The organism is Corynebacterium sp. HMSC05E07 (assembly GCF_001807225.1).
In the GTDB taxonomy this organism is placed as follows: domain Bacteria; phylum Actinomycetota; class Actinomycetes; order Mycobacteriales; family Mycobacteriaceae; genus Corynebacterium; species Corynebacterium singulare.
In genome coordinates this window covers 1-19,285 of the sequence record NZ_KV788241.1, presented here as the reverse complement: position 1 = coordinate 19,285, position 19,285 = coordinate 1, and the positions used below count along the sequence as shown (strand labels likewise).

15 protein-coding genes are annotated in these 19,285 nt (G+C 60.8%); 8 read left to right on the top strand and 7 right to left on the bottom strand.

Annotation, left to right across the window (positions count from 1 at the left end):
• Window positions 1–379: 379 nt before the first annotated feature.
• A complete protein-coding gene (locus HMPREF3149_RS08035; RefSeq protein ID WP_070537403.1) occupies window positions 380–1,546 on the bottom strand; it encodes an acyltransferase family protein in 1,167 nt (388 codons plus the stop codon).
• Between the two features lie 54 nt (window positions 1,547–1,600).
• Between HMPREF3149_RS08035 and HMPREF3149_RS08030 the strand changes: the two genes are divergently transcribed.
• Together HMPREF3149_RS08030 and HMPREF3149_RS08025 are read left to right on the top strand one after the other, a co-directional pair.
• On the top strand, window positions 1,601–2,572 hold the full coding sequence (locus tag HMPREF3149_RS08030; RefSeq protein ID WP_070537402.1) for a PorA family protein: 972 nt from the start codon (window positions 1,601–1,603) through the stop codon (window positions 2,570–2,572).
• 13 nt (window positions 2,573–2,585) lie between these two features.
• A complete protein-coding gene (locus HMPREF3149_RS08025; protein WP_070537401.1) occupies window positions 2,586–4,070 on the top strand; it encodes an MmpA family trehalose lipid delivery protein in 1,485 nt (494 codons plus the stop codon).
• Here HMPREF3149_RS08025 and HMPREF3149_RS08020 read toward each other — a convergent pair.
• Window positions 3,994–5,085: a glycosyltransferase family 4 protein gene (locus HMPREF3149_RS08020; RefSeq protein ID WP_070537400.1), complete on the bottom strand. Its 1,092-nt coding sequence runs from the start codon at window positions 5,083–5,085 to the stop codon at window positions 3,994–3,996. The genes HMPREF3149_RS08025 and HMPREF3149_RS08020 overlap by 77 nt on opposite strands.
• Window positions 5,086–5,109: 24 nt before the next feature.
• On the opposite strand from HMPREF3149_RS08020, the gene HMPREF3149_RS08015 reads away from it, so the two are divergent.
• Window positions 5,110–5,871: a class I SAM-dependent methyltransferase gene (locus HMPREF3149_RS08015; RefSeq protein WP_070537399.1), complete on the top strand. Its 762-nt coding sequence runs from the start codon at window positions 5,110–5,112 to the stop codon at window positions 5,869–5,871.
• 56 nt (window positions 5,872–5,927) lie between these two features.
• Here HMPREF3149_RS08015 and HMPREF3149_RS08010 read toward each other — a convergent pair whose 3' ends face one another.
• On the bottom strand, window positions 5,928–7,748 hold the full coding sequence (locus HMPREF3149_RS08010; protein WP_070537398.1) for a phosphoenolpyruvate carboxykinase (GTP): 1,821 nt from the start codon (window positions 7,746–7,748) through the stop codon (window positions 5,928–5,930).
• A gap of 353 nt (window positions 7,749–8,101) precedes the next feature.
• On the opposite strand from HMPREF3149_RS08010, the gene trmB reads away from it, so the two are divergent.
• From trmB to HMPREF3149_RS07985, 5 genes are read left to right on the top strand one after another with little or no spacing between them, the layout of a single operon-like run.
• Complete coding sequence (gene trmB / locus HMPREF3149_RS08005) at window positions 8,102–8,875, top strand: tRNA (guanosine(46)-N7)-methyltransferase TrmB (RefSeq protein WP_070537397.1); 774 nt, start codon at window positions 8,102–8,104, stop codon at window positions 8,873–8,875.
• Window positions 8,875–9,483, top strand: coding sequence for an NYN domain-containing protein (locus HMPREF3149_RS08000; RefSeq protein ID WP_042532613.1), 609 nt, complete (start codon window positions 8,875–8,877; stop codon window positions 9,481–9,483). The genes trmB and HMPREF3149_RS08000 overlap by 1 nt, the downstream gene beginning before the upstream one ends.
• 8 nt (window positions 9,484–9,491) lie before the next feature.
• Window positions 9,492–11,849, top strand: coding sequence for an MMPL family transporter (locus HMPREF3149_RS07995; protein ID WP_070537396.1), 2,358 nt, complete (start codon window positions 9,492–9,494; stop codon window positions 11,847–11,849).
• On the top strand, window positions 11,846–12,856 hold the full coding sequence (locus HMPREF3149_RS07990; protein ID WP_070537395.1) for a lysylphosphatidylglycerol synthase transmembrane domain-containing protein: 1,011 nt from the start codon (window positions 11,846–11,848) through the stop codon (window positions 12,854–12,856). The genes HMPREF3149_RS07995 and HMPREF3149_RS07990 overlap by 4 nt, the downstream gene beginning before the upstream one ends.
• Entirely contained in the window at window positions 12,857–13,204 is a 348-nt protein-coding gene (locus HMPREF3149_RS07985) for a DUF3054 domain-containing protein (protein ID WP_070537394.1), read from the top strand.
• On the opposite strand, the gene HMPREF3149_RS07980 is transcribed toward HMPREF3149_RS07985, so the two are convergent.
• From HMPREF3149_RS07980 to HMPREF3149_RS13760, 4 genes are all read right to left on the bottom strand, one after another.
• A complete protein-coding gene (locus tag HMPREF3149_RS07980) occupies window positions 13,201–14,328 on the bottom strand; it encodes an ATP-grasp domain-containing protein (RefSeq protein WP_141741479.1) in 1,128 nt (375 codons plus the stop codon). The two genes, HMPREF3149_RS07985 and HMPREF3149_RS07980, sit on opposite strands and share 4 nt — an antisense overlap.
• Window positions 14,321–16,675 (bottom strand): ATP-grasp domain-containing protein, encoded by a 2,355-nt coding sequence (locus HMPREF3149_RS13060; RefSeq protein WP_168162193.1) that lies wholly within the window; start codon window positions 16,673–16,675, stop codon window positions 14,321–14,323. Before HMPREF3149_RS13060 ends, HMPREF3149_RS07980 begins: the two co-directional genes overlap by 8 nt.
• A 63-nt stretch (window positions 16,676–16,738) precedes the next feature.
• A complete protein-coding gene (locus tag HMPREF3149_RS07970) occupies window positions 16,739–17,929 on the bottom strand; it encodes an MFS transporter (RefSeq protein WP_083280814.1) in 1,191 nt (396 codons plus the stop codon).
• A partial coding sequence (locus HMPREF3149_RS13760; protein ID WP_210385435.1) for a hypothetical protein occupies window positions 17,919–19,285 on the bottom strand: 1,367 nt, incomplete at its 5' end. The genes HMPREF3149_RS13760 and HMPREF3149_RS07970, both read right to left, overlap by 11 nt.

The window sequence follows — 19,285 nt, the reverse complement described above, 5'->3', positions numbered from 1 at the left end:
GAGAACTCCTCCGTCGATGACACCAAATCTCCGACCGAGCTAAAGCATCGTTTTCATGCAGGTACCCGAAAATTCCTTTTCCAGCAGACGCCGCCCAGAGCACCATTGGGCCTTATACGAACTCCGTGCAGAGTAGAGAGATACGTCCTGGCTCCTTTCTCGGCGACGCACATCCCGCGATTCGTTGAGATAGCTCCATTTGCACTTCTCGGATTTGCACGACCCCCTGGCGTTTTTTGGTGCCGGTTCCCTCACAAGGCACTAGTCAGAAGGTTTCTTTGGGTGCAAAGGAACCATGCGTAGAGGCACACAAGGTTTGTTTGGGGGCAAGAAAACCGTTTGGCCAGAACCTTCTGGGAAGGCATGCGTGAAGTACCATCTACGACTCCACCGAACCGACGGCATCAGTAGAGTCCGCGGCGCTGACGGAGGTTTCAGAACCAGCAGAGCTCGCGGAATCAGCGGCGCGGCGCGGCAACGAGCGCGGGACGGTGATGCGGCCGCGGGCGAGGGAACGGATGAGGTCGCGGCCGGGGACCTCGACGAGCACATAAGTCGCGGCAGACAGCGCGCAGCTCACGACCACCGTAAAGACCAGCACCACCGCGAAGTCCCAGGCAGAACCAGAAAAAGCCGAAACGCCTAAGAGCGGGAAGGCGATGGCCAGCACCGCCACGTGCCACAGGAAAACCCCGTAAGACCAGCGGCCCAGCGCCCGCATCCACTCGGAAGACAGCCAGCTCTCACGCGGCGCGAGCGCCACCGGCACCACGATGCAGGCCCCGCACACAGCCCCCACCGCGATGCGGCGCGCGAACTCATCCGGGGCCGGGTGAACTAGGCCCTGCGGGCCAAACCATTCGCGGCTCGCCAGCCACACGCAGCCCAAAGCCACCGCCCAGCAGGCAGGACGTACGATGCGCCCTGCACGCAGGCGCACCCCGGCCGCTTCCGCCTCCGCAGCCAACATGCCCACCGCGAACCACGAGAAGTACGCCGGCGGCCAAATCTGCGTGTTGACCTGGCCTGATTCATACGAGGCCACAAAGGGCAGGAAGCCCCACCCGAGGCTCAGCACGCCGGCAGCGGCAATGAGCACCACCCGCCCACGCGCTGAAAACCTACCCAGCAGCCACGCCACAAACGGCAACACCGCGTAAAAAGCGAACTCCACGCTCAATGACCACAACTGCGTGAGCCCCGGAACCAGCCCATCGGCGATATACAGCTGCATCCCGGTCAGATTGGTGAGGAGTTGAGGGAGGGAGAGGGGGGAGGCGTCGGGAAGCAAGGCGAGTACCGCCACCACGCACACCACATACAACGGCGCCAAACGCGCCACACGGGAAAGAAAATACTGCCCCACCGTGTGCGCATGCCGCCGGCGCCACAGCAAAAAACCGCTGAGCACGAAGAAAACCGCCACCCCGTAGTCCAAGCGCTCGGCCCAGGCCCAGCCGGTGGCCGTCTGGAAGGACACGTGCGTGACCACGACCGCCAGGGCCGCCAGCGCACGCACGCCTTCGAGCTCGGGGAGAAAGCGCATGACCCACTACGATACTATTTCTGCAGTGATTCTCTTCGACCGATCGGAGCTGACGTGTTCCTTCGCTCCCGCCTAGCGCAGGTGACCATTGCCGCTGCGGTCTTCCTCATTCTCGGATCTGTTCTGCCGCCGCTCTACAACAATCAGGCACGCCCCCTGGCCACGAACCTCAACCTCGAGGTCCGCGTGGAGCAGGACGGAGTCGAGTTCACCCGCCACACCACCACCTCCCCGGCAGAGAAGGATTCGGTGACCCGCGCGCAGTCCACCACGGATCTCGTCGCGGATGGCGAGACCATCGCGCACATCACCGAGGATTCCCTGCTCAACCGCGAATCCACCTACCCGGTAGCCGGCCCGAACACGACGCAGCACATCGAGCTTCCCGCCTTCGACGTCCAGGTAGAGGACCGCATTGAGCGCGATGGCATGAGCTATTTCTTCCCCGCCGGCGCAGAGCAGCGTTCCTATCCTATCTTCGACCCGCTGGCCCAGGCCGCCGCCCCCATCGATTTTGTGCGTGATGAGAAGCTCGACGGCATCCCCACCTACGTCTTTTACCAAGATGTCGCCCCGGTCTCACTTCTTGAGGTCTTTTCCTTCGATGCCCACCAAGCCGGCCCTGCCAGCGATTTCTATTCCCCGTCGTCGCTCGAGCGCTATAACCTCAAGCCAACGTCCCATGTCATCCTCGAGCCTTTTTACGCCGTGAGCCGCACCGTGTGGGTGGAGCCGACCACCGGAACCATTGTCAATGAGGAGGAGCATCCGCGCATCTTCTGGGCCACGGATTCCCACCAGGCCCAGGCCATGGTTGAGGCCGATGACACAAAGGAGCGTGCGCTTCTCGACGTCCCCCTCACCTGGCCCGACTCCACCCGCACCGAGCGCCTTGATGCGGTGCGCCGCGTCATCGAGACGGTCAAAGTGTTAAGTATTGTCGGCTGGCTGGGCAAGACCAGTGGCGTGGTGTTGTTGGCGATTGCGGCCGCGATGTTTATGCGCCGCCGTGCCCAGAGCGCTTAAGGTGGCGCGGGGCGTGTCCGCCAGCAGCGCAGTGCACTGGGCCCTTCGGGTCTGGGGTGTGGTGCTCGTTCTCGCGGTGTGCTGGCCTTTTCTGCTGCCCGGTGAGTTTGTGTGGCGCGATATGGTGCTGCTTGACCGGCCGGCGTTGACCGCCTCCGCCTTCGGTTCCGGTGACCTGCCCGCGCGCAATGCCCCGCAGGATGGCGTGCTGGCCCTTGTCGGTGGGGCGTGGATGGCGCGGGTCTTCGTTCTTGGTGCAGCCAGTGCTGCTGCGTGGTCAGCGTGCCGTTGGTCCCTGGGCCGCGCCCACCCCAGCCCCTGGGCGGCTGGCGCCGCGATGGCCTGTGCGGTGGCCAATCCTTTCGTCATTGAGCGGCTCCTGCAGGGCCAGTGGTCGCTGGTGGTGGCGGCGTGGTTGGCTCCGGTGATCGCGTGGGGGTGCCTGCGCGGTCATCCGCGTACGGCATGGCTGGCGCTGTGGGCCTCGTCCTTGACGCCCACCGGCGGAGTCTTCGGGGCGCTGAGTGCGGTTCTCTGTGAGCGCGAAGGGCGGCGGCGGTGGCTCTTCGCCGGCGGGTCAGTTCTCCTGTGGCTGCCGTGGGCGGTCCCCAGCCTCCTCAGTGGCAGCTCCCGCGCCGCGGGCGATCCGGCGTCCCAGGCCGCGGCCTTTGCTCCACGCGCGGAGGCTTACGCGGGGACGGTCGGCTCGCTGCTCGGCTTTGGTGGCATCTGGAACGCCGCGGCGGTGCCGGCTTCCCGCGAGGCGGGCTTCGCGCTGGTCGGATTGGTGGTCGCCGTGCTGGCAGTCCTGGGTGCTTCCAGCCTTGATCGCGGTGAATTGCGCCCACTCGCGGTGCTTGCGTCGGTGGGCATGGGCCTGGCCATCCTCGGCGGGATTGCACCTGGGGTCACCGCCTTCGCCGTGGAACATATCCCCGGCGCGGGCCTTCTTCGTGATTCCTCCAAGCTCACCCTGCTCGCCCTTCCGCTGGCGGTGGCGGGCATCGGGGCGCTGCGCCACCTGTCCGCCGCGCTGGCCCTGTGTGCGTGCCTGCTCCAGGCACCGGACGCCCCGCGGGAGCTCGCCGTGTTGCGGCCCCACGAGACTGGCATCGATCACCAACTCGTGGAGGAGCTCGACGGTCGACTTACTTTCTTCGCCGACCGCCCCGCCATGGTCGAGGTCCCCGGCGGCATCGCCCTCGACCCCTACTCCAAGGCAACTAACAAGCTGGATTCCGGCGCGCTCACCGTCGACGGCACCGTGGTAGACCACCCTTCGCCCCGCTACCTGGCCGCCGCCGAAGCGTGGGCGGAGCGCGACCTTGACCGGCTGGAGGAGCTTGGCGTGGGCGTAGTGGTTGAGGGCGGCCGCATCGTGGCCACCACAGAAGCGAAACCTTCACCCGTACCGTGGGGGCTTAGCGCTGCGTGGTGCGCACTTCCTCTTCTAGCAGCGCTTCGAACCGAGCGCCGGTTGCCGCCCACGAAAACCTAGCCGCCAACTCCCGCGCGGCAGCACCCAACTGGGCTCGGCGCGCCGAATCTTCCACAAGGTCGCGCACCGCTGGCGCGAACTCCGCCTCGCGCTGCACCAGCACCCCGGTCTTCCCATCAATGACGCTGTCTTGCAGGCCGAAGGCATACCCCACTGTGGCAACCCCATGTTGGGCCGCCTCCATCACTGCCAGACCCCAGCCTTCTTTGCGGGAGGGCATGAGGTGGACATCAGCGCGGGCGAGCAGTGCATGTTTGTAGTCCTCGGTGACCTGTCCGCGAAAGCGCACGCGGTCTTCCACGCCGCGGGTCCGGGCGTACTCGCGCAGGTGGGATTCCCACCAGCCGGAACCGATGACGTCGAGAAGCGCGCCCGGAATCCTGGCCACGGTGTCCATGGCGTGCTCAATCTGTTTGTGCGGCACCAGGCGTGACAAGGTCACCAGGTGGATGTCAGCCTCGCGCTCTAGGGTAGGCACGTGCTCCGGCAGAGGATCGACGCCATTTTCAATGATGTGCGCGCCGTGAATTCCCAACTTCTCAAGGTCGCGCTTCGAGGCCTCCGACACCGTCACCCACGTGTTGCCACGGTAGAGCACCGGCACCACGCGGGATTCCAGGAACCAGCCCAGCCGCGCCAAGATAGGCCCGGCCACCGGCCACTGCTCGCGGTGGCAATGATGCGTGAGGATGACAACAGGCACGCGGGTGGCCAGGCGTGCGAAGAACGGAATGCCGTTGTGAGTGTCCACCACCACGTCAATGCCACGCATATCGCGCGTGCCGAACAGCAGCGCCAGCAGCGCGCGCGGGTACACGCTGAACTTGGCGCCGGCGCGCGAATAGAGCACGCCGTTGCGGCGCTCGCGTTTGGCCGCATTCATGTGGCGGGCGGTGCGAAAGACCACCTCGTGGCCCTGGGCAGCGAGGTATTCGCCCACGCGCTCAAGGTAGCGCTCGGATCCGCCGCCTTGCGGGTGGGTGGAATCGCGCCAACAGAGTAGAAGGATTTTCATGTCGAGGAACTAGCCTAGTGGGTTATGAAACGCACCCGTGCCATGGCCACCCTGCGCCGCTCGTGGCGGTTGCTGCGCTCCTTCCGCTTCGAACAGACTGCGCCCGCGGTATTTTATGGCGGTCTGGCTGAGGACACCGCCGCGCTTGTCGACGCCCTCTGCCACGACCACTCCCTCTCCCTTCACGGTGCGCGCGTGCTCGACGTCGGCGGCGGGCCCGGCTATTTCGCTTCAGCTTTTGCCCAGCGCGGGGCCAGTTACGTGGGGCTGGAGCCGGACGCGGGCGAGATGGCAGCCGCGGGTATTGAGGTAGCCCATGCCGTGCGCGGCGATGGCACCCGCTTGCCCTTCGCGGATAACACCTTCGACATCACGTATTCCTCCAACGTGGCCGAGCACATCCCACACCCGTGGGACATGGGTGAGGAGATGCTGCGCGTGACCAAGCCCGGCGGGCTGGTAATCCTCAGCTACACGGTGTGGCTGGGGCCCTTCGGCGGGCATGAGACCGGCCTCTGGGAGCACTACGTGGGCGGTGAGTTTGCCCGTGACTGCTACACCCGCCGCCACGGCCACCCACCGAAGAACGTCTTCGGCACCTCACTGTTTGCGCTCTCCGCCCGCGAGGGCCTGGACTGGGCGCGCCGCGTGAGTGCACGCGGCGCCAAGCTTGTTGCAGCTTTTCCGCGCTACCACCCGTGGTGGGCCTGGTGGGTGACCAAAGTGCCAGTAGTGCGCGAGTTCCTGACCTCCAACCTGGTCCTCGTCCTGCGGGCCGAGCCGTGAAAACGGCGAAGGCTCCCCGCAGATTCAGCGGGGAGCCTATAGCGCAGGGAGGCTAATTAGCTGGCAGCCTCAACGCGCTCCTTGAGGGCCTTGAACTGATCCCAGACCTCAGACGGAACACGGGAGCCCAGGAAGTGCAGATACTCCTTGTTGTCTTCCATGTCGCCAGCCCAGTCGGCCGGGTTCACAGCCAAGGCCTCGCGGACGTCTTCGATGTCGAAGTCCAGTCCGGTGAGGTCGATGTCCTCCGGGCGGGCGGTGTGGCCCACGACGGTCTCCACGGCCTCGACATTGCCCTCGATGCGGTCAATGATCCACTTGAGAACGCGAGAGTTCTCGCCGAAGCCCGGCCACAGGAAGCGGCGGTCCTCACCGCGGCGGAACCAGTTGACCAGGAAGATCTCCGGCATGCGGTCGCCGCCTCCCTTGCCCATGTCGATCCAGTGCTGCAGGTAGTCACCGGCGTTGTACCCCATGAACGGCAGCATGGCCATCGGGTCGTGGCGGAGAGCGCCGACCTTACCCTCAGCAGCCGCGGTCTGACCGGAGGAGAGCAGGGAGCCGATCATGGTGCCGTGGTTCCAGTCGAAAGCCTGGGTCACCAGCGGAACGGTGTCCGCGCGGCGGCCGCCGAAGAGGATGGCGTCAATCTTGACGCCCTTCCAGTCATCAAACTCCGGAGCAGCGGACGGGCACTGGGTAATCGGCACGCAGTAGCGGGAGTTCGGGTGGGCAGCCTTGGTGGTGGAAGACGGAGTCCAGTCATTACCGTGCCAGTCGATGAGGTGCTCTGGGGCCTCGCCCATGTCCTCCCACCAGACATCGCCGTCGTCGGTCAGCGCGACGTTGGTGAACAGAGTGTTGCCCGGTTCCATGGACTTCATAGCAATGGGGTTGGACTCATAGTTGGTGCCAGGTGCCACACCGAAGAAGCCGTTCTCCGGGTTGACGGCGTAGAGACCGTCCTCACGCAGGTGCATCCAGGCAATGTCGTCACCGACAACCTCAGCCTTCCAGCCCGGGATGGTCGGGGTGATCATGGCGAGGTTGGTCTTACCACAGGCAGACGGGAAGGCGGCTGCGATGTGGTACTTCTTGCCCTCCGGGTTGGTGAGCTTCAGGATGAGCATGTGCTCAGCCATCCAGCCCTCTTCCTTCGCCATGACGGAAGCGATACGCAGCGCGAAGCACTTCTTGGCCAGGATGGCGTTTCCACCGTAGCCGGAGCCGTAGGACCAGATTTCCTTGGTCTTCGGGAACTGGGTGATGTACTTCTTGTCATTGCACGGCCAAGCGACGTCCTCCTGGCCCGGCTCCAGCGGAGCGCCCACGGAGTGCAGGGCGTGAACGAACTCGCCGTTCTCACCAATCTTGTCCAGCGCCTGCTGGCCCATGCGGGTCATGATGCGCATGGAGAGCACGACGTAGGGCGAATCGGTGAGCTGCACGCCCAGCTTGGGGTCCGGGTCGCTAATGGGGCCCATGCAGAACGGGACGACGAACATGGTGCGGCCCTTCATGGAGCCGCGGAAGGCCTCCGTCATCTCTTCCTTCATCGCTGCCGGCGGGGCCCAGTTGTTGGTGGGGCCTGCGTCCTCAGCGGTTTCGGTACAGATGAAGGTGCGGGACTCCACGCGGGCGACGTCCGACGGGTTGGAGCGCGCGAGGTAGGAGTTCGGGCGCTTCTCCTCGTTAAGCTTGATGAGGGTGCCCTTCTCTACGAGCTCGGCAGCGAGGCGGTCAGCCTCCTCCTGCGAGCCATCAACGAACACGACCTCATCCGGCTGGAAGAGCTCAACGTTCTCACTGATCCACGAGATGAGCTTCTCATTCTTCGTGGGCAGTTCACCTACAAGGCCTGGAATAGTTGCGGTCATTTCACATTCTCCTGTGTTCGGTAGGCCGGGGCACTTCTTGGCGCCGGTGGAGAACGCTCCTCCATCGACGTCTCACCAACCAGAGTACGGACACAGGTGCTACCAGGATGTGTAACAAAGGCCACGCTGGTTATATCCACCCAGCTCAGACCGCTTTAGCCGAGGATAAAGGACTGTGGAATAGGGCATAACACTGCGGGAAATCCCCCTTCATGGGGGTAAAAATTCCCACACGAGCACATCCCGTACGGGCGTACTTTTACCCCCGGCGCGTCCGATCGGGCATCATCGGACTTTTCTGCACGGCGCGGCACGTTGCCTCAAACACCTGCTTAAGGGAAAGATATAAGCCGATGAATAGCGCAGACTCTTCCCCGAATCCCGCCGCCGAGATGCCCCACGGCCGCGGCTTCCAGACGGACTTCAACACCGAGTTCGACAACGATCTGGACTACCCACGCCTAGGCAACGTCACCTTCCGCCGCGGCACCCTGACGGACAACCAGAATGCCCTCTTTGAGGAACACTGGCCCAAGCTTGGGCAGATGCTTTCCGACGTCCCCCTCGACATCCCCTCCTGGTTCGGCCACGACGGCGCGAAGACCATCGTGGAGATTGGCTCCGGTACCGGTACCTCCACCGCGGCCATGGCGCCACTGGAGAAGGACACCAACATCATCGCGGTGGAGCTTTACAAGCCGGGCCTGGCCAAGCTGTTGGGCTCCATCGTGCGCAATGACATTGAGAACATCCGTATGGTGCGCGGCGATGGCATCGAGGTGCTCATGCGCATGATTGCCCCGGAGTCCCTTGACGGCATCCGCATCTTCTTCCCGGATCCGTGGCCGAAGGCCCGCCATCACAAGCGCCGCATCATCCAGTCCGGAACGCTGAATCTCTTTGCTTCCCGCCTCAAACCCGGCGGCGTGCTCCACGTGGCCACCGACCACGCTGGCTATGCCGAGTGGATTGATGAGCTCGTCGAGGTCGAGCCCTCCCTGGATTACAAGGGCTGGCCCTGGGCGGAGTGCCCCATCCTCACCGACCGCCAGGTCATCACCAAGTTTGAGGGCAAGGGTCTAGACAAGGAACACGTCATCACCGAGTACCTGTGGGAGAAGAAGTAATGGCCGGAACCTATCTCCTGGTATGGGATGCCCCCAACATGGACATGGGGCTTGGCGCCATCCTGGGCGGGCGCCCCACCTCCGCACACCGTCCGCGCTTTGATGCGATTGGCCGCTGGCTCGCCGAGCTAGCCCGAGACAATGACGCCACCCCGGAAGCCGCGGTCTTCACCAACGTCAGCCCCGGCGGCGCTGACGCCATCCGCCCGTGGGTGGAGGCCATCCGCAACGTCGGCTTCGCCGTCTTTGCCAAGCCCAAGCTCTCCGAGGACGATGACGTCGATCCGGACATGGTGGAGCACATCAAGGCCAACCGCGAGAACCTCTCCGGTGTCATCGTGGCGTCTGCCGACGGCCAGAATTTCCAGCACCTGCTGGAACAGCTCGCGGAATCCGGCCTGCCCACCTGCGTGCTGGGCTTCCACGAGCACGCCTCGTGGGCCGTAACCCACCCGGAGATCGAGTTTGTTGACCTCGAAGACATCGAGGGTGTCTTCCGCGAGCCGCTGCCGCGCGTCAACCTGGACAACCTGCCCCCAGGCGGTGCCTGGCTGCAGCCCTTCCGCCCGCTGTCCGCGCTGCTGCAGCGCGGGCCCGAGCACAGTTAGGAGCCACAGTGTTTTATTCCTGGGGGCGCTTCTCCTACACGCACCGCAAAGCCATTCCCTTAGTTCTCGTCGGCCTTATCCTGGTGCTCTTCTTCGGCTTCGGCACCCGCTTAAGCGACCGGATGAGCCAGGAGGGCTGGGAGGATCCGGGGGCGGCGTCGACAAGCGCGGCACAGATTGAGCTCGACACCTTCGGCCGTGACAATTCCGGCGACGTCATCCTCCTCTTCGAGGATCCCGATGCCCACGCCGCCGAGGCCACCGCCTTCCTAAACCAACTCAAAGCTGAGCATCCGGAGCAGATTGACTCCGTGACCAGCTACTTTGATAAGCACAACCCGAACCTTGTTACGCGGGACCACTCCACGGCCTTCGCCGCCATCGGGCTCAAAGGCGACGGCGAGCAGACCCTCAAGGACTTCCGCGCCATCGAAGACTCGCTCCACGCCAGCGACCTGCCCGTGCAGGTAGCAGGCGCCACCGCCGTGGCTGACGCGCTTGATGAGGGCATGGCCCAGGACATCTCCCGCGCGGAGAAGGCCGCCCTGCCACTCGTGGGCCTGCTGCTCCTTGTGGTCTTCGGTTCCGTCGTCGCGGCGTTTATGCCGCTCGTCGTGGGCGGGCTGTCCATTCTGGGTTCCCTCGGCATCCTGTCCGTACTGGCCGGTTTCCTGCAGGTCAACGTCTTCGCCCAGGCAGTCGTCACGCTGCTGGGACTGGGCCTGGCCATCGACTACGGCCTCTTCATGGTTTCGCGCTTCCGCGAGGAGCTGGATAAGGGCCGCGACACCAAGGAGGCCGTGGCCATCACCACCGCCACCGCGGGCCAAACCGTGGTCTTTTCCGCCGCCATGGTGGCCGTGTCCCTGTCGGGGCTTTTCCTCTTCCCGCAGGCCTTCCTCAAGTCCGTGGCCTATGGCTCCATTTCCGCGGTGGGCCTGGCCGCGCTGCTTTCCGTTATGGTGCTGCCGTCACTGTTCGGCATGCTGGGCCACAATATTGACAAGTGGACCGTGCGCAAGACTTCACGCCGCGGGCGCCGCATCGAGGACACGTGGTGGTACAAGCTGCCGCGCTGGGCCATGCGCCGCGCAGGTCTCATGACCGCCGCCATCTGCGCCCTGCTCATCGCGCTGACGCTGCCGGTACTGGGCGTGAAATTTGGCGGCATCAACGAGACCTACCTGCCGCCGGATAACGACGTGCGCGTGGCCCAGGACCAGTTCAACGAGGACTTCCCCTCCTTCCGCACCGAACCGGTCAAGCTCGTGGTGAAGAATGCCACGAATGAGCAGCTTGTGGACGTCGTCATGCAAGCCCGCTCCATCCAGGGCCTCACCGAACCGATGGGCCCGAAGACCGCGACTGTCGACGGCACCACCGTCCTCGGCGCCGGCATCCAGGACCGCGAGGACTACGGGCGTATCGTCCACGAGCTCGAGAACATCGAGGCCCCCGAGGGCGTGGAGCTTTACGTCGGCGGCACCCCGGCCATGGAGGTCGAATCCCTCGACGCGCTCTTTGACACCCTGCCGTGGATGGCCCTCTACGTGGTGCTGGCCACCTTTATCCTCATGGCGCTGGTCTTCGGCAGCTTCATCCTGCCGCTCAAGGCCATCATCATGACGCTGCTCTCCCTCGGTGCCACCCTAGGCATCTTGACGCTCATGTTCGTCGACGGCCTGGGCTCCGGGGCGCTCAACTACACCGCCGGCCCACTCATGAGCCCGATTCTGGTGCTCATCATCGCCATCGTCTTCGGCCTCTCCACCGATTACGAGGTCTTCCTGGTCTCCCGCATGGTGGAGGCCCGCCGGAAAGGTGCCTCCACGGACGAGGCCATCGCCGCGGGCACCGCGCACACCGGCGGCATCATTACCGCAGCCGCGCTCATCATGATTGTCGTCGCCGGCGCCTTCGGTTTCTCCGACATCGTCATGATGAAGTACATCGCCTTCGGCATGATTTTCGCGCTGCTTATCGACGCCACCATCGTCCGCATGCTCCTCGTCCCCGCCGTCATGCACCTACTGCGTGAGGACAACTGGTGGGCCCCGCGCTTCCTCACTGGCCTGACCCATCGCCTTGGCGGCGACTCCCCCGAGCCCGCCGCTGCACAAGAGCCTGCTGTGCCGGAGCCTACCGGGGCGGAGCCTACCGTGGCGGAGCCTACCGGGGCGGAGCCTGCTGCCGCCGCGAGCCCGGCGCCAACACCTGCAGCCAGCCAGGCGCCGGCTGAGGAGGGGGCGTCGCCAAGCAGCGCGAGCGAAGCTGCGGTACGAGGTGACCGCAGCGCCGACACGGACGAGGAACTCATCCCCTTCACCGAACTGATGCGGCGCCTGAACTCCACGGATCAACGATGAACAAGAAGTGGATCACCTGGATAATCTCCTTGGTTATCCTGGCCGCGCTGGCGTGGTTCTTCCGCGACCAGCTCGACTTCATCACCGAAGGCCTGCGCCGCCTGCGCCACGCGGAGCCTTTCCCGGTGGCGCTGGTGGTGGTCTTTGCGCTGCTCTCCATCGCCGGCATGGCCGAGGTGATGAAGCGTCTCATTGGCGCCGGCGGCGTCAACGTCCCGCTGCGGGAGACCTACGCCATCACGCTGGCCTCCAACGCGTGGTCCACGACCCTGCCCGCCGGTCCGGCGTTTTCCGCGGTGCTGACCTTCCAGGTGCAGCGCCGCTGGGGCGCGTCGGTGGCGCTGTGCAGCTACTTTTTGTTCTTATCCTCGGTCATTAGCTCGATGTTCCTCGCGCTCATTGGGCTCGGCGGGGTATTTTTCCTCAACGCCGATATGGCTCTGGGTTCGCTGATCACAACGATTGTCCTCATGCTCGCGGCACTCGGCGGAATTTTTTGGCTGACCTCGCACCCGGCGACCCTCGAGGGCTGGCTGCGCAAGCTGCGGCCCGGGCCTAAGCGGGATCGAGTCATCCAGGAAGTTCGCAACTTGGGCGAGGTCCACCTTTCGCGTGGTCCCTTTGCCGTTGTTGCCGGGGCGTCGCTGGTGCACCGTTTGGCCGATATGGCCGCATTGTGGGCGTCGGTGTGGGCGGTGACCGGGGAGATCCCGTGGCTGCGCGCCGGTGCTGATGACACCACCATTGCTGGCGTGGCCTTGGCTTTCCTTGCCGCGAAGTTGGCCGGTTCCGCGCAGGTCACCCCGGGCGGTGTGGGTACGGTTGAGGCCGCCCTCATCACCCCGCTGGTGGCGACAGGATTGACCGTGGTGCACGCCACCTCGGCGGCCATCATCTACCGGCTTATTTCCTTTGCGCTCATCACTATCATTGGATGGGTCATCTACTTCGCCCACTACGCCCGCGATGGCTTCTCTTACGCGGCGCTGAACCAGAAGGAATCCTAAATGCGCGTTGCCCCGCTTATCGACGTCCTCGCCCTCGCCCTCTTCGCCATCCTCGCCCGCCTGGCGCATGGCGGTTTGAGCGTGAGCACATGGTTCGATGCCTTCTGGCCGTGGACTTCGGGAGCGATTGTGGGCTGGCTTATCATCATGGCCACGAAGTTTGGCGGCCTGTGGAAGCAGGGAGCCGTGGTGTGGGTCAGCGCCATCCTTGGCGGCATGGCTTTGTGGATGCTGGTCAACGGCCGCCTGCCGCACTGGTCATTCCTCATCGTGGCCACCGTGATGTCCGCGCTGCTGCTCTTTGGCTGGCGCGGCATCGCGGCCTTTGCTTCCCGCTCGCGTGCCTAATCGCTCACGGTAATCCGCAACTTACCCATTGCGCGATCCAGAATATCTTCCGGATCTTCTCCACCGCAGGCATGCGCTACGAGGCAACCAAGTCGCTCTGTTGAAGAGCTCGCAGTCTCCACCCTTAACCCAGGTTCCGCTGTGCAATAGCCGGCAAGGATTCCTGGCTCCGATAGCGCTTCTTCGACCCCACTAACGGCTGTGATGGTGCCGGAGGGAACTTGGATATAGCGGACAGCGCTACTGTGACCATCGCGCCGTTGAGGAAAGACAAATCCATCGTTAAGAGCGTTTTTTCTACCGTGCTGGCGCAAAGCATCTGCAATGAGAGGATCAAAAATGTTTGCACCGTGCACAGAACTGACAAGTAGGTGAATGAAGTCGCCGCCTGGGCGCACATGCCCTTCACCTAAAACCACCCCCTGGCCGTCCACCCACCAGCCCTCGACATGAAAGAGCCCCGCACTTAATCCCCATGCGTTAAGGGCAGAAATGACAGATGCGGCTATCTCTTCTTCATGATCCGCAAGAAGGACGCTAGGGTAACGGTGTCCGATTTCCACCACACCCTCAAGCCGCTTATCAGTGATACCGACTACGACAGGTTCGGAGGCGTAGAAGTATCCCTCCGCCGAAAACTCAGTTCCTTGGACGAATGCTTCGACGAAGCCGTCCGACAGCGTTTGGAGCGCCTCCCTCGCACTCTCGAGATCAGTGTGAACACTCACTCCAGCACTACCTGATCCGCTGCGGGGCTTCACGACCCAAGGACCTGGAATGTCCCTCGGATCCTCTGCCGTCGCTGGTTGTTCGAAGCCAGCATCGCGCAAGCATTGACGAGCCTCATCCTTCCGCTTCAATCTAGCTACGCATTCTGGAGCGTTACCACAATCGTCGAGAAGAGCGGTCTGATATGTGTAGTCTTCGCGGAAGCATACGTAGCCTTCACAGTCACTGTATCCAGTTGATTCCTTCCGAGCGAGCGCTTCGTCGAGGTTCTTCCCGTCTAATTCGATGAGCTCTACGCCTTGGTGAGCAGCGGCATCTCGAAGCATGCCTAGCTGATGATGACCGTGCGACATCCGAGGAAATGCCCCAACCAAGCCGATTCGCTGCTTATTCAACGACTACCTCCACGTCCCGAAGTCTCGATTCAAAAGCTTCTATCTCTCTTCGGGACGACGCCACCACTACAACTTCCGCAAGGATTGAACTCAATGTGTCGGCAGGGGGTTGCGTAATCACATCGCCGACGTGCACGTGTTGTTGGGATTCTACGACGATAGGAGCTGTAGGAAGCTGACCCATAGATTTAAGTATTCCCTCTTTTTCAGTATGTAGCTTGAGTGTTGCCGCCACATAGCCATCGCGAGGCACCGCAAATGAAGGTCTTTGCCCCGTTGCAATGCGTACCAAATCGCGAGCGAAGGATACACCAGTTACCTGCGGTACCAAGTGGGAGGCAATGTAGTCTCCACCTGGTCGAGCAGCAATCTCGACCAATTTAACTGTTGATGTTCTAGCGTCAAAGAAGAATTCCATGTGGAAGGCACAATTATTGATTCCGAGGGCTTTGATTGTCGCTTGCAGAAGCGGCTTCACCGCATCCTGAATTCCCTCTACGGCCGATGGAAAAACCTGTCCAATCTCCAATCGAAACTTAGCTGTAGTCGTTTTATCTGTCACGCCTATGAGATGAACGTCCCCTTCGTACACATATCCCTCGGCGCTGTGTTCACTTCCGGTCAGTAACTCCTCCACTACCATCGGGCCGCCCCATCGGGACACCGCAGCCGTGACTTCCTCCGCCGTATGGCACAATGAAAACCCTCGAGACCCAGACGCATCCACTGGCTTGACCACACACGGGACCGTGATTCCTGCACTCTCCATTACCGATTGCGCATTATCCCCCGGCTCAATAAACGAAAACGAAGGAACCATCTGCGGTGCGATACTTTGCACGGCCTTTCGCATCTCAAATTTGTTCCGTGCCTTCAGAGCAGCGGCCTGCGATGGTGCAGGAAGGCCGAGTTTATCGGCAAGCAAGGACACCGTCTCTACATCACGGTCGCTGAAAGTGACAACTCCACGGATGTCGTAGCGGGATGACAACTCATCCACTGCTGCAGTGACAGCATCTTGGTCATTGGTATCAAGCTGCACTGTCTCTACGATGCCGGCAGGTCGAACTTCCTTGTCAGTGAGAAGCACCGCACCATCAGATGCTTCGAAGGCTGGTGTCCATTCCGCGGCAGTTCTCCGGTGATTGAGATAGAGGACTACATCGTTGGCCATCTTGAAACGAACCTGCGATGCGCGGCGAACTGCATCCGCGTGCGTACCAGCTTCTACGAAACCTACTCTGTCCCACGAGCATGCTAGTTCGGAGACCCAAGTATTCGGTTCAGCTGTAATAACGCAGTGTCCCGTAGGGTCTTCAATGCTCCGTACCAAACCCCGCGGCGCATGAATGAAGCGAATCGCTGCTGAAGAACTAGGTTGTTGTGGCACTGAGACCGCATATTGGCACATTGCACGCGCCCACTGCTCATAGAGATTTACTCCCCACGCCCGATCAATGAGAAGCATGATTCGGTCGCCTGGTGGGCGGCCAGCGCATTCGATGGGCGTGGTGCCCTTGAATTCGGCATGAAGTAGAGCGGTCTGCACCCCCAACTGCGACACCAAGTTCCGCATGGCCTCTTCTACCCCAGGATTGTGCTGTCCTACTTCGTGTCCTAATTCCACAGCACCGCTAGTCTCTTTGCTCGTAATGTTCAAGAACACCACATCACCATCGACTACGAGGCATTCGGCCGACGTCTCATCTCCCTCTATCAAGCTCTCGCAAATGTAGCGAGTATCCCATGGTCGGCCCGCTTCCTGGCGAGGTTCGCGTGCGGTCGACGTATGAGTCCACGCCTTCGAAACCTCTTCAGATGAACGAATGATTGAGACACCAAGTGAGGCCTGACGGTTCGCCGGCTTAATCACACAGGGCGGCTCTAAGATGTCACTTTCGCTCTTAACCTCAGTCCATTGAACTCCGCCCACACAACGGCGGAACGCAATTTTATCTCGCAAGGGAGCATCTTCCCCTGCATGCGGCAGGCCGACGGCGCGAGCTGCAGCATTAGCGGCGCTCACGGCATACTCCAAGCCCGGCACGATGCCATCGACATGCGTACCCTTTAGAATCTCACGGATACACTCGACGGCTGCAGGAGAATTGTTCTGGTATTCGCACCACTCCCACCGCGAAAGAACAGATCGAATTCGAGGGTCAGCAGATCGCTTTTCGAGTCCCTTCTTTTCATACAGTGAACGCTCCTCCACCACGATGACACAGAATTTGGTGTCTGCCTCAGCAAGAGCGCAAAGGGCCTCGTGATTATAGCCAAACATCACTAGCGTCAGCGTTCGAGGAGAGCTGCCGGAACCATCTGCAGAGCGGTCGTTCAATTTCATATTCATCGCCTTTTCATTGATCTGTTTGTTGGTTTGTCAGTTTCAGTGTCAAAAGCCGCGCTCTCAATGCTTAGCCGAGGATGGAACCTTGTCGCATTGTTTAGCGTCACGTCCTTTACTCATTAAGCGAACAACAAAGCAGCAGACAATAAGCACGGCAGCAGACAACGCGATCCATTGAGGAGCAACGATGACACCGAGCCCGAGACCGATTCCTTCCCCAGTGGCAACCACTAACTGTCGCGCCTGAACCGCTTCTAAAGAACCAGCCATTGGTAACGAAAGAAGCGCTGCATCCACTAGCGGAATAAAAAGAGTCTCCGCGAAAGAAAAAATAAAGATCCCAAGAAAAGGATTGATTTTGACCGCGACCAGGGCAATTACAAAAACTAAAGGAGAAACCAGCACCAACGTCTGATTCGATAGTCCGCTGTCTCGTGCTTTCTTAATCAATCGCGTGCCCAGAGGCTGAAGCAGTACCACCGAAAGGGCATTTACCGCAAATACCGCTCCTCGGATGACCGGCGACGTGTAATGCGCACTGACTGCTACCGCTATGGAAGAAAAGAGCTGACTATAAAGCATGTACCCAACCACCACGCCGAGAACAACCCATCGCACAGTTGCCTTGCCTAGGGGCTGAATTACCCTACGAGCAAAGGAACCCCGGACATCAGCTTTCCGAGGTCTTAGCTTGTATGACAACGTCAACGCCGGTACAACTGCTGCGGCCAAGTAGCACGCAGCGGTATAAAAAAAGATCACATTCGACGTCGCTGAGAACAAGACATTGCCGATGACCGGCCCGACCGCTGCCGAGACGTTCACCGCAATATTGATCGATCCAAAAATCTCTAACTTAGTCGTCTCAGATGCTTCGGATTCAACAAGGTAGTGCCGAATACTCGATCCATTCATGTTTATTCCTGCTCCAGCCAAGAGCAAGGCAACGACGAGTATCACCACATTAGGCTGCAATCCGATAACAAAGAAAGAAACTGACGCGGCAACTAGACCAATCTGCATGGCCGCAGCAAAGGGGAGCGACCGTAGGAGTCTCCCCATCACCAAGGTTGATGCTCTTACCGAAATGCCAAAGGCAGCCATCGCACAACCAGCGATGAACGGAGAAACCTTATCGGGAAGCCAGAGCGCCAGAATCGGCATCACAGCGAAGTATCCGAGATGCGACAGAAAATAGTCAAACACAAAACTATATCGAGCCAGCCGCGTCACACGTGCGTCAACAACCATTTGCTATCCGATCGCCCAAGGATTCAGGTAAACGACAACTTTCAGCCGAAAACTCAGTCACAGATGATTTTTCCAACAGCGCACTGAGGTATTCCCCCATTCGGCGCGAAGCCGTGACACAATTCATGAGGTCCTCATCGGTATAGCGCTCTCCGGATTGTCGCATTGCTCTAATATCACCGAAACCAAGAAGCTGTTCTCCTCCATGGCTCAGGGAATAGGGGGCTCGAATCGCATGCCTTACGGAGTATCGAATGTGTCCAGTATGGTGAAAGTCCAGGTTAGACGAAATATCTGGCAGAGTAGCTGGGTGATACCTCATTGGACACATTTCCGCCGGCGAAGTGTTTCCCCAAGGCTGAAGATGCCACGAGTTGTATCGCATTCGAGACGAAATTGCGTGTAGCTCGTCCTCAGTATGCCGATCCCCGCCTAGTACCCAACAGTAATGTGAGTACATGTCAAAGCCGGAAAGCTCTTCAATCGTCCCTTCATCAAGAGCCTTCCTTAGCGCCCCGATCTCCCGAAATCCCCTGGTCATAACAACGTCGCTTCGCGTCTGAAACTTTATCTGTTCAATAGTTTCAGAGGCCAGCTCGACAAAACCTGCGAGCGTGTACTCTCGGTCCTCGCAGAGCTTCGAGGGGTTCGTGTCTCCCTCGGCAGAGTTAGTAATGTCCACTTCCGACACAATCTTGCGACGGGTAACGCCCTCGATCCGTCGACACTTCTCATTTTCTAAACCTTGCGGAAGCCGACGCTTCATTACACTCCCAAGATCTTGACCGTTGAGAGTCTCGAGCGAATTCGGACCACCAGCTTTCAAGAGCTCACAGGCCCAGAAAAAATACAGGACTCGTGCAGTAACCGGGCCTAGGACCTCCTCTTCAGTAAAGTCTAAAACATGAGCTGAGCAGTCTTGCTGGCTCGGCAGAGACCTAGGCTCCCTGAAATTCTGAACAGCTTCGCCATTCCAATAGCAACAAACCGGAGGAATTTCCCGGAGCGCTTGATTCACACTTCGAACCCTTCGGGCAAGCTCTCCTCGTTGATGATATTCCTTGATCACAAGCGATACGCGACGACTAATGGAAATCGAACTGCTCTGACAGCTCTCTAATTCACGTTCAACCGCTTGGGACAGGTCAGGGCAAAATACAGTTCGATAACCTATTTCATCCTCACGGAGGTAATCTACCTTCTCTTCAGTTGGGAAAACCTCTAGCTTGATTTTTCCATGCACTAGAAGGGAGATTCGTAGCGCTACCTGATCGTCTTTTTCACCACAAGGGTTCCAATCAGAATCGCGAAGCAATCGTCGTAAGACTTTCTCACGCGGGGAAAGACTGATCAACG

What these genes read in the sequence shown, in the direction of transcription:
- HMPREF3149_RS08010 (WP_070537398.1), bottom strand. Translation starts at nt 7,748, where the DNA reads ATGACCGCAACTATTCCAGGCCTTGTAGGTGAACTGCCCACGAAGAAT.
- HMPREF3149_RS08015 (WP_070537399.1), top strand. Translation starts at nt 5,110, where the DNA reads ATGAAACGCACCCGTGCCATGGCCACCCTGCGCCGCTCGTGGCGGTTG.
- HMPREF3149_RS07985 (WP_070537394.1), top strand. Translation starts at nt 12,857, where the DNA reads ATGCGCGTTGCCCCGCTTATCGACGTCCTCGCCCTCGCCCTCTTCGCC.
- HMPREF3149_RS13060 (WP_168162193.1), bottom strand. Translation starts at nt 16,675, where the DNA reads ATGAAATTGAACGACCGCTCTGCAGATGGTTCCGGCAGCTCTCCTCGA.
- HMPREF3149_RS08020 (WP_070537400.1), bottom strand. Translation starts at nt 5,085, where the DNA reads ATGAAAATCCTTCTACTCTGTTGGCGCGATTCCACCCACCCGCAAGGC.
- HMPREF3149_RS08035 (WP_070537403.1), bottom strand. Translation starts at nt 1,546, where the DNA reads ATGCGCTTTCTCCCCGAGCTCGAAGGCGTGCGTGCGCTGGCGGCCCTG.
- HMPREF3149_RS07990 (WP_070537395.1), top strand. Translation starts at nt 11,846, where the DNA reads ATGAACAAGAAGTGGATCACCTGGATAATCTCCTTGGTTATCCTGGCC.
- trmB (WP_070537397.1), top strand. Translation starts at nt 8,102, where the DNA reads ATGAATAGCGCAGACTCTTCCCCGAATCCCGCCGCCGAGATGCCCCAC.
- HMPREF3149_RS08000 (WP_042532613.1), top strand. Translation starts at nt 8,875, where the DNA reads ATGGCCGGAACCTATCTCCTGGTATGGGATGCCCCCAACATGGACATG.
- HMPREF3149_RS07970 (WP_083280814.1), bottom strand. Translation starts at nt 17,929, where the DNA reads ATGGTTGTTGACGCACGTGTGACGCGGCTGGCTCGATATAGTTTTGTG.